The 13,814-nt window shown below is 34.2% G+C and carries 12 protein-coding genes; 7 read left to right on the top strand and 5 right to left on the bottom strand.

Annotation, left to right across the window (positions count from 1 at the left end):
* Window positions 1–68: 68 nt before the first annotated feature.
* From NWQ57_RS10905 to NWQ57_RS10885, 5 genes are all read left to right on the top strand, one after another.
* Window positions 69–1,850: a hypothetical protein gene (locus tag NWQ57_RS10905; protein ID WP_306022179.1), complete on the top strand. Its 1,782-nt coding sequence runs from the start codon at window positions 69–71 to the stop codon at window positions 1,848–1,850.
* A 201-nt stretch (window positions 1,851–2,051) separates the two neighbouring features.
* Window positions 2,052–3,344, top strand: coding sequence for a putative O-glycosylation ligase, exosortase A system-associated (locus tag NWQ57_RS10900; protein WP_306022178.1), 1,293 nt, complete (start codon window positions 2,052–2,054; stop codon window positions 3,342–3,344).
* Entirely contained in the window at window positions 3,341–4,399 is a 1,059-nt protein-coding gene (locus tag NWQ57_RS10895; protein ID WP_306022177.1) for an acyltransferase, read from the top strand. The genes NWQ57_RS10900 and NWQ57_RS10895 overlap by 4 nt, the downstream gene beginning before the upstream one ends.
* Before the next feature lie 58 nt (window positions 4,400–4,457).
* Entirely contained in the window at window positions 4,458–5,252 is a 795-nt protein-coding gene (locus NWQ57_RS10890; RefSeq protein ID WP_306022176.1) for a hypothetical protein, read from the top strand.
* Window positions 5,253–5,274: 22 nt separating this feature from the next.
* On the top strand, window positions 5,275–6,237 hold the full coding sequence (locus NWQ57_RS10885; RefSeq protein ID WP_306022175.1) for a sulfotransferase family protein: 963 nt from the start codon (window positions 5,275–5,277) through the stop codon (window positions 6,235–6,237).
* 2 nt (window positions 6,238–6,239) lie between these two features.
* On the opposite strand, the gene NWQ57_RS10880 is transcribed toward NWQ57_RS10885, so the two are convergent.
* A complete protein-coding gene (locus NWQ57_RS10880; protein WP_306022174.1) occupies window positions 6,240–7,136 on the bottom strand; it encodes a glycosyltransferase family 2 protein in 897 nt (298 codons plus the stop codon).
* 267 nt (window positions 7,137–7,403) lie between these two features.
* Here NWQ57_RS10880 and NWQ57_RS10875 point away from each other — a divergent pair, with 267 nt between their 5' ends.
* Both NWQ57_RS10875 and NWQ57_RS22675 read left to right on the top strand, forming a co-directional pair.
* Window positions 7,404–8,270 (top strand): glycosyltransferase family A protein, encoded by an 867-nt coding sequence (locus NWQ57_RS10875; protein WP_306022173.1) that lies wholly within the window; start codon window positions 7,404–7,406, stop codon window positions 8,268–8,270.
* Between the two features lie 8 nt (window positions 8,271–8,278).
* Window positions 8,279–8,515 carry an acyltransferase family protein gene (locus NWQ57_RS22675; protein WP_372340911.1) on the top strand — a complete coding sequence of 79 codons (237 nt, stop codon included), beginning with the start codon at window positions 8,279–8,281 and terminating at the stop codon, window positions 8,513–8,515.
* Here NWQ57_RS22675 and NWQ57_RS10870 read toward each other — a convergent pair.
* The 4 genes from NWQ57_RS10870 to NWQ57_RS10855 form a co-directional block, all read right to left on the bottom strand.
* A complete protein-coding gene (locus NWQ57_RS10870; protein WP_306022172.1) occupies window positions 8,501–9,580 on the bottom strand; it encodes a hypothetical protein in 1,080 nt (359 codons plus the stop codon). The genes NWQ57_RS22675 and NWQ57_RS10870 overlap by 15 nt on opposite strands.
* The gene (locus NWQ57_RS10865; RefSeq protein WP_306022171.1) at window positions 9,580–10,923 is read right to left on the bottom strand and encodes a glycosyltransferase; all 1,344 of its coding nucleotides are present in this window, start codon (window positions 10,921–10,923) and stop codon (window positions 9,580–9,582) included. Before NWQ57_RS10865 ends, NWQ57_RS10870 begins: the two co-directional genes overlap by 1 nt.
* Window positions 10,920–12,395 (bottom strand): oligosaccharide flippase family protein, encoded by a 1,476-nt coding sequence (locus NWQ57_RS10860; RefSeq protein ID WP_306022170.1) that lies wholly within the window; start codon window positions 12,393–12,395, stop codon window positions 10,920–10,922. The genes NWQ57_RS10865 and NWQ57_RS10860 overlap by 4 nt, the downstream gene beginning before the upstream one ends.
* A 221-nt stretch (window positions 12,396–12,616) precedes the next feature.
* The gene (locus tag NWQ57_RS10855; protein WP_306022169.1) at window positions 12,617–13,720 is read right to left on the bottom strand and encodes a glycosyltransferase; all 1,104 of its coding nucleotides are present in this window, start codon (window positions 13,718–13,720) and stop codon (window positions 12,617–12,619) included.
* Window positions 13,721–13,814: the final 94 nt, after the last annotated feature.

Here is a 13,814-nt window from a genome sequence, read left to right as displayed (position 1 = left end):
AAACTTAAAACTTAAAACTTAAAACTTAAAACTTAAAACTTAAAACTTAAAACTGTTGATAAATGTAAATGAAAAAATCAATCAAACTAATATGTGTCCTCTTTCCTATATTTGTTTTATTTTTGCTATTCATTTTCAGTGATTCTCACTCTCCTATCGTAGATGCTGAAAATAAGATAAGCGATGAAGCTAAAAGTTATATTGGCCCAGAAAGCTTTAAGTATGAGAAGCCAGCTCGCTACCCTAGAGTAACCCGACCTGAGCTCGCCGATATTTTGAATTTTATAACTAACTTTGATGATGCAGTAACCACAGATTTAAGGATGAACAATCGAATAGCTGTTTTGTCATATTCTAAAGTTTTTGAGTTTTTTTCCGTCGGTCGATTTATAAATTTTAGTTGTATTTTTATAGTGGATAAAAGAATTGAACTGTCAGAATGTTATAGCAATGGAATAGTAGTAAATTTGTCAGTTATTAAAATATATTTATATCTGAGCTATGGCATTGATTTTGTGGAAGACTTAGATTTTTTTCTTAATTATAACTCGATAAAAGAAGTAGATGGAACAATTCAGACACTGAATAAAGATTTCTCAGATACTCCAAATCAAAAGAGCGCAAAGGTTGCGCAAGAAAAATCTTTTCAATTTGTATCTGAAAGCCAATTGTTAAATAGGCCTTTAGCAAGCATAGACTGGCTTTCGTACTACGGGGGGTTTAGAATTTCAACGAATTCTACGTCGAAAATCAGAGGCGCAAGTTCAGATTACTCTCTGGGGATTTTTACTTATAATCCCATTAATAATTCGATCTTTATTGTCGGGAATACCAATGCCAATGCAATAGCTGAGTTTAAAATACCATGGATAGCTAAGTCTAAGCTCATTACCGAATTTGAGATTGCTGAACCGATACAACCCTTTTCGTTTTTTTGGGATACTTCGAGAGTTGATACCGGTATCAAAGAGCGATTTCGAGTTACAGGTTTGGAACTAATTGGTAATCATTTGATGGTAAATTATACAAATTGGTATGATGCAAATGAGTTAGAAATTAATACTAGCCTTGTTTTTAGTGAAGCGGATTCTCTTGAAAGCTCATTAATAAAAGGCCCTTATCAGCTTCAAGGAAAAACGCATGCCGCAGGATACATTTCCCCCATTCCTCAGGAATGGCACTCTTTATTTAATGCAAGCCACTTTACCGGTTCTCAAAGTGGCCTTTCGATCTCTGGACGATTATCAAAAGGACCTACAGCGTTTGCTTTCAACCCTGAAACTGATATGTTCTCAAAAGAATATGGCGAAGTTAAGACCTTGGACTTACTGGACTTTACATCAGAAAATCCGCTATATGATAAAGGCATTTATAAGCAACGCCCGAACTTAGATTTTCTTTTATACAATCAGGACAAAAAAAACCATCTTTGGACTGTTAACTCAGGAGTGGTTTATGGTTTTGTTATACCGGAATCTAGGACATTTTTAACAGTCGGGAGCTCCGCAGGGCATAAGTCTGGTTTGGGTTATAAAATAAAACAGTTAAACGGTCGAACATGTGGCGGACCTTGTCCTTATGATAATGCTGATTCGTATAGTTACTATTGGATGTGGGATTTAAAAGATATGCTTGATGTCTACCGCGGAGTTAAGAAAAGCTATGATATTCGACCATATGATTATGGCGTTTTCGATATCCCAGTAGAAATGGCTCAAAAAAACATTAGCGGAGCTGCGTTTGATTACTCACAAAACACTTTATATCTGTCATTTAAGCACGCAGATTCAACTAATCAATATACTAAACCACCAATTTTTTTAGTCTACAAAGTAGAGAAAAATAATTAACAGTATTTTTATTTAATAGGGGAAAGTTGATTTATGGGAGTCGATTCTTTGGGGATTCTGATTCACTTGATAATAATCTTACGCGTTATTTGGGTATATCGCTTAAAACTAGTTAAGGAAAGGGAGTAAGTATGGACCGTTCTCATCCTATCTTAAACTATGTTCCAGTGATTTTTTACTCACTATTTGTTGGTTAAACTCTTGATTACTGACCTTATTTATTTATTAATATTATTGTTACTATTGATTATCGGAATTTCGAAACCTGTTTTCGCCTTAGTAGCTGTTATCTGGGTTGATATCTTAAAGCCCCAAGATACATCATTTAGTTTTCTGGCAGGTACCCCGCTGTCTATGATTGTAACAGCGTGCTTTTTTTTGAGTCTAGCCATCAATTTTAAGCAGATAAAGGCCCCGACTAATTTTAAATACCATCTCTTTTTAATTGGATTTATGGTTTGGATTACAATAACAACATTAAACGCTCAATATCCTATCTTAGCTTGGCTTAAGTTTGATGTAGTATTTAAAACTGTTTTGGCGGCTTACTTCATACCGTTCGTTCTAAAAAAACGAAGTGATATCGAACTATTTGTTGTTGTTGCCGCAAGCGCATTTGGCTTTTTTATTTTTGTGGCTGGAGTGAAGTCATTGTTAGGAGGCGGAGGATATGGTATCTCGCTTGTCGGTTCATCGACATTTATGTATGGTGAAGGAAGTACGCTAGCTACCTTGGCTGTCTGCATGATTCCCATGTTTTGGTATGTGTCTAGTACCTCATTGTTTGCTAAAAATTCCCTTTTATTTAAATGGATCTTCAATGGATATGTTTTTTGTTCATTATTGACTCTCGTCGGTACTCAAGCTCGAACTGGAATAATTGCTTTAATTGTCCTATTGCTATTGATGATTAAGTCTACTAAGAAAAAGATCCGTGTCACATTTCTTGCTGCAATGTTTCCTTTAGTCATTTTGTTTTTTGCACCTGATGCTTGGTTTAATAGAATGGAGAGTATCTCGTCAGGTGAGGCAACAACATCTGAAGCATCCGCGGTCGGAAGGTTAGTAGTGTGGAAATGGACTTTGCACTATGTATCAACCGAACATCCAATAACTGGGGGAGGCTTCTATGCCTATCTAGACAACGCTAATCAACTTCATTTATATTCTAATGAAGAACAGAGGATTATAGACAATCCACATGGGAAAGCATTCCACAGTATTATTTTTCAGGTATTAGGTGAACAAGGTTTTGTGGGTCTTTTTTTATTTTTGGGTATTGTTTCGCATATTTACCTTATTAATAGAAAACTTCGGTTTAGTAAAGAAAGATGGAAAATGACTATGTCTGATTCATTAAACAAGTCACTAATAATTTATTGTACTGGTGGTTTGTTTGTAGGTATTGCATATTATCCTTGGATGTATTACCTGTATGGCTTAACAATTTCTTTGAGCAACTTAAATAGCAAAAGGGAAATTGACAATCAATGAATTATTTAACTTCGCTACGAGGTTTCGCAGCTATATTAGTTGTTCTCTATCATTTTAAATCGCATCTTCTTCACTATATTAATTTTAATCCCTTAGTTGCAATAATAGAAAATAGTTATTTAGCGGTAGACTTCTTTTTTGTCCTAAGTGGTTTTATTTTGAGTTATAAATATAATGCAACTTTTTCTTATATTCTAAAATGGAAAGATTTTTTCAACTTCCTTGTCAAACGTGTAGCAAGAATAGCGCCTTTACATATCTTTATACTTATCAGTTTTTTATTAATACCAGTCGCTCACCTTTTAACCGGTCGACCTGTTGATCAGGTATATTATGGTGTTGAAGCTTTTTTTATAAAGTTATTTTTAATTGACACTTGGGTGATAAATGAACGTTATTGGAGCACTTGGAATACACCATCTTGGACTATAAGTGCAGAATTATTTGCTTATCTGCTTTTACCTTTTATTATGTTTACCATGAAAAAATGGTCGATTTTTTTGAGGTTACTTTTTTGTTGTAGTTTATGTTTTTTACTAGCTATCCTTCATATCCAAAAAGGTAGTAATGTTATTGGCAACTATATTGGTACTTTGGGATTGTTAAGATGTTTTACTGAATTTAATTGCGGTATTCTTGTTTATCTTATTTCCACGAGAATGAGCAGTATTAAAATTAATACTCGAATTGGGCTGTTCATTTTAGCTATTGTTCTTTTGTTAATTGCCATGAGCAGTATACCCGAGAACTTTCTATATATTCCTATTTTGTTTTCATTTTTGCTATTAACCTTCATTTCGTTTGAAAATACAATTCATAACTTTCTCTCTTACAAACCTTTTGTATTTTTGGGCGATATTTCTTATTCAATTTATTTGAATCATTATTTTGTAAAGGCAATGGTCACAATGCTACTCATACCACAAGATCAAATAGCCACAGTTAAAGTTATTTTTATTTATATATTTTTTACAATTCTTTTGTCAGTATTTACTTTCAAATTTATTGAAGTCCCTAGTCGTAAATGGTTGACTAAAAAAGGATCGTTAAAGTAACTTGTTTCCCCAGAAGGGTTTTTAAGAGACTAATAAATTATTAAAGGTGTATTTACAAATGGGGTCTATTTTAGTTATTTCGTGTTGGTTTGGAGAGCGCTTTCAAAGGCCTATAAAAATAAAGTCGTCACAAGATTTCAAAGAACTTGTAAAATATTTTTTAAAAAGCACAACACCACTTTGGGTGAGAAATTTTTTGAATATAGAGTCGGTCGTACCCAAAGCCCCTCAGTGTTACAAAGCTCTATTTTTTACTAATAATCGCAGGTTAAAAGCAGAAATTATTAGTAAGGGATGGACGTATCAGTTTTGGGATGGCGAGTTAGGAGAAGGGAATAGTGTAGGTTCTTCTTTGCTTGCTAAAAAAGTAAAGTTTTTGCAGTTTTCAGAAGATTTTATTCAACATAATTTTTTAGGAAATTATGTTGTCTACCTTGATAGTCGCCGTATCACCGATCAGTTGTCTACATTATTTAACTCAGGTAAAGATGCTGCCGTGCTGATTAGATACACACCTAGATCTAAAACAAATATTTGGGAAGAGGTAGAAGAGGCAAAAGAGCAAGAACGCTATCTGAGAGCAATGCCTCAAACAATTGAATACATAAATAGAATGCTAAGTAGCGACGATATCAAGGATGAGGTGAGAATCTGCAATACTGGTGTTATTGCTTACAATTTTTTGTCAGACCATTACATTTTGGCGATCAGAGAACTTACAAATTCTGTATATGAGACATGCCTATCGCTTGGTCAGCCAGAATGTCAGATAATTTGGGCGATAGAATCTCAAAAGTACCAAAGTATGATCAAGCATGTTGAGTTTGATTTAGTTCATACTCGAGACCAATAATCTATAAACAAATAAGACTCAAATGAATAAATTTCATCAAAATAAATCAGTTATTGTTCTGGGAATGCATCGTAGTGGTACTTCCGCTATATCTGGAGTCTTCGCAAATATGGGCGTATTTATGGGGAGTAGTCTGTTTAAAGCTCAGAAAGGGGTTAATGATAAAGGTTTTTTTGAGAACTCTCACATAGTTGAAATTAATGAAAGTTTATTTAAAAAACTTGAATCATCTTGGGATGATCCTCTTGGTGTACAAAAAGATATTTTAGCGTTTGACTTGAAGACTGAAGAGTTAAAAGCTAAAAAATTGCTCACACGTGAATATTCAGGCAAGACATTCTGGGGCATTAAAGATCCAAGGACCTCTGTTTTAATGCCATTTTGGTTGAAAGTGTTTAATGATCTTAAAATTAAGCCTCATTATATCATTATGGTTCGCCATCCTTATGAGGTATTCCGTTCTTTAGAAAGACGCGATGGTTTTTCACTTGAAAAATCATTGATCCTATGGGTTCATTATACTTTAGCAAGTTTTAAGAATTACTCTGAGTCAGAATATACCGTTTTACTTTACGATAATTTGATGAAAGATACTGAAATGTGTGTCAGGAAATTTTTGGTTCCAGTTGCGCCGGAATTATTAGAAAAATCCGGTGAGGCATATGCATTTATCAGTCCTGATTTAAGAAATCATGTAAACCAATATTCTGTTACCTCAACTGATCCTATAAACAATATAGCCCTCAGTCTATATCAAGAGGCCGTAAAACCACAGATAGATGAAAAAGCTATAGCAGCGTTGCATTTAGAATTTGATTATTATGTTCAAGGGTTAATTGGGGTAGTAAGCGAACATCTAATATCGGTTAAAAAAGACGAAACATTATATCGAAGTCTGTTTGATGAGGCTTATTTAAGCATTTGGTGGAAACTGGTTGGACCCTTAAGAGTCATGGAGAAAAAAATTCGAAAGTTAATCGGTTGATCTCAAGTTAATGGCAACTTTAACACTGCTAATATGGACTTGACAGAAGGCGAAGAAAAAAAACTTTTAAGGTAGTAACTAGCAGCTTTCTTTTTGTCCGTTTTGCGTAAACCAAAACCTATATCAAAATAAACACGTTGAAAATATTTTCTTCTATACCTAGAGGGTAGGTGCAGTTGTTGCATTAACTGACTTCTGACTTTTAAATCGTTTTCCTGCATGATATTTCTGTCCCCACTGAATTGTTCACTATGTAAACGAATTTTAGTCAGTTTCTCGGGAATGACGTCAGCAGCAAATCGATGTGTTATCCGTGTCCACATGTCACAATCGTCAACACCAAAATACTCGGGAGATGAGTTAAAAACTCCAATCTGATCAAAACAACTTTTACGGACCATAACTGACGAATTTGCTATAAAATCTTGCATAAAAATATCGCAATAAATATTCCCTCTGTGGATAATTTCGAAATTTTTAATCGATACACTCTTCTCTTGGTTAAAGCCTTCTGCAAACGTGTACACTAACCCAACGTTGTCATCTTCAAAACATTTTAACTGTTTTTCAATTTTTTCCGGCAGCCAAAGATCATCATCGTCAATAAATGCTACGAATTTTCCTTTTGCATGATGGATGGCATTATTTCTGGCGGCTGCCATTTTCTGATTTTGTTGGTAAATATACCGAATTTTTTCTGATGTAATTAAATCAGCCAATACAATTTTCAAATTATTGGGGCTACCATCATCAACAACAATTATTTCTAAGTTTTTGTAAGTTTGACTTAAGACAGAATCTATTGTTTCGACAATGTATTTACTTTTGTAACCAGGAATTACTACAGTGACCAAAGTGTCTTCTTGAATATCGACTTTTTTTGCTGAGATTATCGTCATTTTATTTTCAGGTTACTGAGGTTGTACAAAATTTGAGCTCCTGAACAAGCGGTTCATATGTTGTGACTATTGAATACAATCGCAGCACTATGCCTGTTCTTTAATAATGAGTCAATTTTTAGGTGCTAGTATCGCTCAATTGAAATTGATTATAATTTAGGCTACCTTGTTAACGTTGACTTAAATAGCGCTCTGTCGTTAAGTATATTCATTTTCTTCTAAATCTGGCATCATGAATAGTTTCTGAATCATTTTTATCGGTAAATTATGTTTATATTTCTAACTTGCATACGACATCCTAATTCTTCAAAAAATTACACTCATATTGAAGCTCTATTTGAGCATACTGCACGTTCAGTTTGTGCACAACTAGAAGGGGATTTTCGCCTAATTGTGGTGTGCAACAAAAAACCAGATATTGAGTTCAATGATCCAAGGATTATTTATTTGGAAGTCGACTTTATCATCCCTAGTTCCAGGTCAGATGTTTTATACGATAGGGGAATTAAAAGGTTGGTTGGATTATTGTATGCAAAAAACAATTATCCTGTTGATTATTATATGATGCTCGATGCTGATGATTTAGTTAGCAATACCTTGGTTTTAGATATTGTAGCAGCAGAAGAATCAAAAGGGGGGTGGTGGTTAGAAAAAGGTTACCTTTATGACTTTAATAATCATCGGATTCAAAGAAAAGCAGGAATGAATAATTATTGTGGCAGCACTTTGATTTTTAAATCTGAGGCCTTGTATAAATTGTCAAATATAGATTTCACTCAGTATTCATTCATGGATACATACGAAAAATTAAAGAGCGCCGGTTCAGGTGAGTTTATTTGTGAAATTCTAGGGCATCATGTTATTGCTAAGGAATACTTTAAAAATAAAAACTATGAATTAGCTCCATTCGGAAAACTTTCTGTGGCCTGGGTTATAAATAATGGAGAAAATGAATCTAGGACTGTCGGAAAATTAAGCGGATTAAACTTAAATAAAAGTTGGTGCAATGAATTTTCAGTACCATCTTACGCAAACGAAAAAAATAGCCTTAATGACATTTTTTATGAATACATTTTGTATGTAAAATCTATAATCAGTTCTTTTTCCAAGAATCAACGAAAATCACACAGCTGACTAATATTATGCAAAATACGCTGTTATCAAGTTATGCAAATGGTCGAGACAATAATTTCAATTTAATTCGCTTTATTGCTGCGTGTTTAGTACTTTTTTCACATAGTTTTGCTTTGGTATTGGGAGGTGGATTACACGAACCACTTAGGGGCTTTTTAAATATGACTCTCGGAACCATAGCAGTTGATATTTTTTTCATAACAAGTGGCTTTCTTTCTGAATTTTACAAATTAGAAAATAAGTAAACTAAAAATTTTTAATTTTATTTTGTGTAATAGAGCGAGTTTAGAATTTACGTTGTCTTTAAAAATGCTCTTTTCTGAATTTGGTTTTATAGGGGTATTAAGTACATTATTAACGATTTTTAAATAGCAATTGGCGACGTATGCCTTTTCAACTTGGTATTTGAAATGTGAATTGTATTCCTTTATTTCATTAAAATATTCTTTCGACAACCAACGGTCGGTTTCTTCCAGTGTAGGAATAATCAAGCCTCGTTCTTTGAAATATTGTGATGAGTATGAATAGCAATCTGTAGCAAAAGGGATATTGTTATAAATATATTTTTGCGCCTTGGTTGGTGGCTTCAGGTTATGGGCAAAGCTATTTGCTTTAGTGTCAAAGGCTGCTTTACATTCTTGCAGGGCTTTTTCCTGGCTTTGTTCAGACCATTGTTTTACCTTGATGCCGCAGATCGTATAGCTCCCATCCGAATGTTGTGTTTCTGACCATGGGATGTTTGCGGTGGCCAGCTCAATTTGCATGCCTTTTCTGTAATGAACTAGTTTTTCTAAGTCAGCCAGTACTAATAACTCTTTACTGATTGAATTATTTTTCAACTTAATGACTAGCGCGGGAAGGTATTCTAAATGCCCCACCCAAAGAATAAAGCCATCGGCTTTAAATTCGGGTGTTGGCTCCAAGTGATATTTTAAATAGTGGTCAATGAAGTAGATATTATAGTTATATTTACCCAGTAAATTTGCGAGTCTTGAATTGTGAATGCACAAAGCATCGAATTGCTTGAGTTTTTCTCTATGCTTGGTGATTTTATAGGGCGAAAAGAATATATCGACTGGAATATATATCAGCCTAATTCCTTTCGCTTTCATCCCCAGTATCCAAGAAATCGGTGGCATTACCTTTATAATTAAAACTACATCAGCGGCCAAAGACTCTGAAAATTCTTCAAAAAAAGTGACATTACTATATTTTTTATGTATTTCTTCGCCTATATCCTTGCCAACCCAATCTGTAGAAGGTAAGCCAATCATCGGTCCAATTGCTATTTTAGTGTCTGCAATTATCATTATTTAAGGGTCTCTTTAATCCATCTATAGTCGTCGGCATATTTAATTAATAAGTCACTACTAAAATACTTCATGCCATGCAGTTCGTTTACCTTGAGGTCTATGTTGTTGCTCCATGTTGCATCTTTGGTGTTATAGCAATGTTCTGCTATTACCTCATTTAAAAGTGTTACTGCTACCTCACAGGTGTGGAATTCTTCTACATAGGCACGAGGTGAATACGTAGCATAGTTATTCTTGATCTTTAGTATTGTGCTTGGCAGGTCATTTTCTGTGGAAAATTCACCTGTTCTAAGGTTTATATATGAATATTTCTGACCGTAATTAAATCCGTCTCTTAATATACAGGGGGTATTACAAAACATGCCTTCAATGATTGCTCTGTTTACGCCTTCCATTCTCGACCAAAGTAGATTTACCTTTGCGCGCATCATTAACTTAGCGACTTCTTGCGGTGGTATCCATTCGTAATAGGTGACTTGTTCATTTATACCATAGTAATTAGCCAACACTTTAATGTCGTCCATTGTCATATCACCAGGGTAGCCTACTAAAGTTATGTTTAGTTTTTCTCCTTGATCCTTGAGGGCCTTTATCGCTTTAAATATATTGGCATGACGTTTGAATTTTGCCCAAGCAGCCACCACGATAACGTCGATATCGCGCTTGTTTTCGTCTGACATTAGAAAATATCGATAGTCTACCCACCAATTGGCACTTATCGCTAAGGGAACTAAATTGGTGTTACTTCCCTTGATAAAGTCTGCATCGCGTTGTTCAAAGGCCATAACGAAAACGGGATCACTTAGTTTTGTAAAAACTAGAATATCTGGATCACATAATCCTGACCAACTGGGTTCTAATACAAAATGGTATCTTTCAGCAATTTTTTCCATGTCAAATAGTTTAAAAGCTAGGGGAAAATAATAGCTGTAAGCAATAATAATTACCCCCTTCTCGGTCGTCGAGGGTGATTTCAAAACTATCATTACACCTTCAAATAGTTCGGTTGCATCACTAAAAAATTTTTGAGTGTTTTTTAATGGCTTTACTGACTCTATAACCCGCTGAATAAATGTTTCTTTAAATTCACTATTTTTTGAAAATATGCTTTTGATGATGCTAATGGTCGGCTTTTTACTGCCAGCCCATCCAGTGCGATAAAGCATAGATAGAGTATTAATTGCTTTATAATGATTATTGGTCAATTTATAAAAATAATATTTTAAGTAGAAAAAAATTGAGAATATTAGCTTAAGGCTTTGGTAGTCAAATTTAATCATTTCCACAATCTTCACTTTCATTAAATATGTTTTCATATTGATTGTTCTACTGAATTTCATTTGAATGCCTTGATTTTATTTTGTACGTTTTTTAAGTAGTCGTTTAGGATGATTTTTAGCTGTATGATTTCTTGTGGTTTTTTGTAGGTACTTAGTGCAATCGCTAAAATGGTTAAATAAAGTATTCCAAAAATAAACCCTGTAATAATTAGTTCGACAATACCTTCAGCAGAAAATAACGTTACGATTAATTTCGCGAGGTAAATAGCAATGAGAGAAGAAAGTACTGGCAAAAGAATTAATGAAAATGAATGAATATACGAAGTTTTAAGTTGCCAAATAACAAAAGCGAGAAGAAAAATGGATGTAAAAATAGCAATTAAACTTCTTGCCCAAGTGAATGTTTCAATACTTTGCCCTTGAAGAAAGATTAGTATCCCAGCAGCAGCAATAAATGAAATTACGTCGTAATAAAATATGAACTTTACCTTATCTAAAGCGATTAAAATCTGCGTTAGTATCCCTGATATAGAAAAGCTAATGAGTAAAAAAATCATTGCAGCTAATAAATTAGAGTGCTGGACCCACTCTGAACCAAGAATAATACCAATTATTTGAAAGTGAAAATTAAATAATAATACAGCGATAGGCATAACCATAATAAGAACAACTAACATGGATAAATTAAACTGGTAACTTAAATTAACTTTATCATTTTTCGATTTAGAAAAAACAGCGAGTAAAGGTTCAACCAGAGGTGCAATTATTTGCTGTCCTGGAATAGCAGAAATATTTTTTAACATTGTATACACCCCTACTATTTTCAAATCGAAGAATTTAGTGATCAACATGGAGTCAACTTGAGAGCGAGAATATCCAACTAATCCCTTAAATATTATCCATTGAGAATAGCTGCTTTGAACTTTTGCACGATTGAGAGATAAACTTGGTCTGAAGGGGTGAATGTAATAACTCAATATTACAGGTACAAGATATCCAAGTAATGTACCTATTAGCATCGCCCAGTAATTTTCAAATAGTAACGCTAATGATATAACGGTTATGAACCCGAGGGTTTTGGAAACCATAGTCACTTTAACAAAAGGTCGATAATTTAACTCCCTCAAATATAGCCATACGCCTGGATTTCCCATTGCCTGGATCGGCAATAAGAGTGATAAGAGGTAAAGGGCTGGAGCAATCTCTGGCTTTTCCATATATTGAGAGATATAGGGAATTAACAACAAAAACACGACCCAAATCACTAGTTTGAATATAATGTTTAGTGTCCAAGCCGTGTTTAAATCATCATCATTAACATCTAATTTACTGATAATATATTGCTTATTACCTAGTTCTGACAAGGTATCAAATAAAAATACTAATATAGTTGCTAGTGCTACTATTCCAAAGTCGGTGGGAGTCAAGAGGCGAGCTAGGATGATCATACTAATGATACCTGCGCCGCGTTGAAAAAGTCCCATAAATAAAATCCACATTGAACTTTGAATTGATCTATTAGTTAGCGACAAAAATTTTCTCCCTTTGGAGCTTATGAAATTTTGAATTAAAGCTGTTCATGGCTGTCCTTCAAACGAGTCAGGTCAACTAAGCTTTTAATGTTTCACTTTTACGGGATTGAACCATGTTCGCAAAATTCGATAGAATAAAGAATTGCAAAAAAGTGATAGAGAGAACATTTTACTGAACCCAAATTTGGGAGATTAAAATAATTGATTTGAGGGGATGCACTTTAAAGATTTTCATACAATTTACTATAGTGGCCCAAACATAAATCAATCGAAAAATAGCTGTTAAAAATTCTATAAGCTTCATGCTGGAATTCATTTAAATCATGCTTGTTTAATATGGCTTCTATAGCATCAGCAAATGCCGCTGAATTGTCATTTTCTGTTGTAAAACCATTTAATCTATTAATTATTATCTCTGAGTTCCCACCAGCATCTGTTACCACTGAAGGTTTACCTAAGGACATTGCTTCAAGTAGGGTCATGGAAGTGCCTTCCGATAATGATGACAACAAGAAAATGTCCATCATTGCAATATAATTAGCTGGTTTAAATATATATCCTGTAAATATAACATTTTTCCGAATTTGTAGAGTATCAACTAAATTTTCCAACTTTTGGCGTTCGTCACCGTCTCCAACTATAAACAAATATGTTGAAGGAAACTTACGTAAAACTATAGAGAAGGCTTCGACCATCATGCATTGGTTTTTTATTGGGTCAAGGCGTGCAACCGTTCCGAGTATTTTAGCGTTTTCCGAGATTTTAAACTTTTGTTTTAAAAGGGTAACTTCATTTTCACTATAGGCTAAAGGCTTTATACCATTATAAATGACCTGAATTTGGTCTTTAGGGATGTTCTCAAAATCTATTAATGCCTGTTTGGTCGCTTTGGAGATGGATGTTATGTGGTCGGTAATTTTACATAACCATGGGTTGACTAGTTTCCTTTTCCAACTACTTGAATCAGGATAAAAGCGCCCATGTTCAGTGAAAATAACTTTAGTTTTGAGACCAAAGGCTGCCAACACTCCATAAACCCAAGGGGTGTATTGGTGACAATGAATTACATCAATATTATTTTGTTTGAGATGTTTTCGAATGAATGTAATTAGCGAGGTATCAAAACCAGGTTTTCGCGATTTTGCGGATATTTGAATACCTGAGCTTTGTAAGTCTAACCCCCAAGGACCAATTGGTTTTTCGATGCAAAAAATAGACATGACAAATTTTTCTGTGTCACAGCTTTCAATGATGTTTTTGATTACCATTTCTGTGCCACCAATGCGCATATCGTAGGTAAGATGCATGACTTTGATTTTACTCATTCAACTGTGACCTCAGGAATTGCTCCGGCACTATTGGCGTATTTAACATACCACATCTCAAACATTAGCATGCTCCACAAAATCGCCCCATGGT

Origin of the sequence: Paraglaciecola sp., from assembly GCF_030730205.1 — a bacterium.
GTDB lineage: Bacteria > Pseudomonadota > Gammaproteobacteria > Enterobacterales > Alteromonadaceae > Paraglaciecola.
This window is presented reverse-complemented; position numbering and strand designations above follow the sequence as displayed.

What these genes read in the sequence shown, in the direction of transcription:
- NWQ57_RS10905 (WP_306022179.1), top strand. Translation starts at nt 69, where the DNA reads ATGAAAAAATCAATCAAACTAATATGTGTCCTCTTTCCTATATTTGTT.
- NWQ57_RS10895 (WP_306022177.1), top strand. Translation starts at nt 3,341, where the DNA reads ATGAATTATTTAACTTCGCTACGAGGTTTCGCAGCTATATTAGTTGTT.
- NWQ57_RS10890 (WP_306022176.1), top strand. Translation starts at nt 4,458, where the DNA reads ATGGGGTCTATTTTAGTTATTTCGTGTTGGTTTGGAGAGCGCTTTCAA.
- NWQ57_RS10885 (WP_306022175.1), top strand. Translation starts at nt 5,275, where the DNA reads ATGAATAAATTTCATCAAAATAAATCAGTTATTGTTCTGGGAATGCAT.
- NWQ57_RS10880 (WP_306022174.1), bottom strand. Translation starts at nt 7,136, where the DNA reads ATGACGATAATCTCAGCAAAAAAAGTCGATATTCAAGAAGACACTTTG.
- NWQ57_RS10875 (WP_306022173.1), top strand. Translation starts at nt 7,404, where the DNA reads ATGTTTATATTTCTAACTTGCATACGACATCCTAATTCTTCAAAAAAT.
- NWQ57_RS22675 (WP_372340911.1), top strand. Translation starts at nt 8,279, where the DNA reads ATGCAAAATACGCTGTTATCAAGTTATGCAAATGGTCGAGACAATAAT.
- NWQ57_RS10870 (WP_306022172.1), bottom strand. Translation starts at nt 9,580, where the DNA reads ATGATAATTGCAGACACTAAAATAGCAATTGGACCGATGATTGGCTTA.
- NWQ57_RS10865 (WP_306022171.1), bottom strand. Translation starts at nt 10,923, where the DNA reads ATGAAATTCAGTAGAACAATCAATATGAAAACATATTTAATGAAAGTG.
- NWQ57_RS10855 (WP_306022169.1), bottom strand. Translation starts at nt 13,720, where the DNA reads ATGAGTAAAATCAAAGTCATGCATCTTACCTACGATATGCGCATTGGT.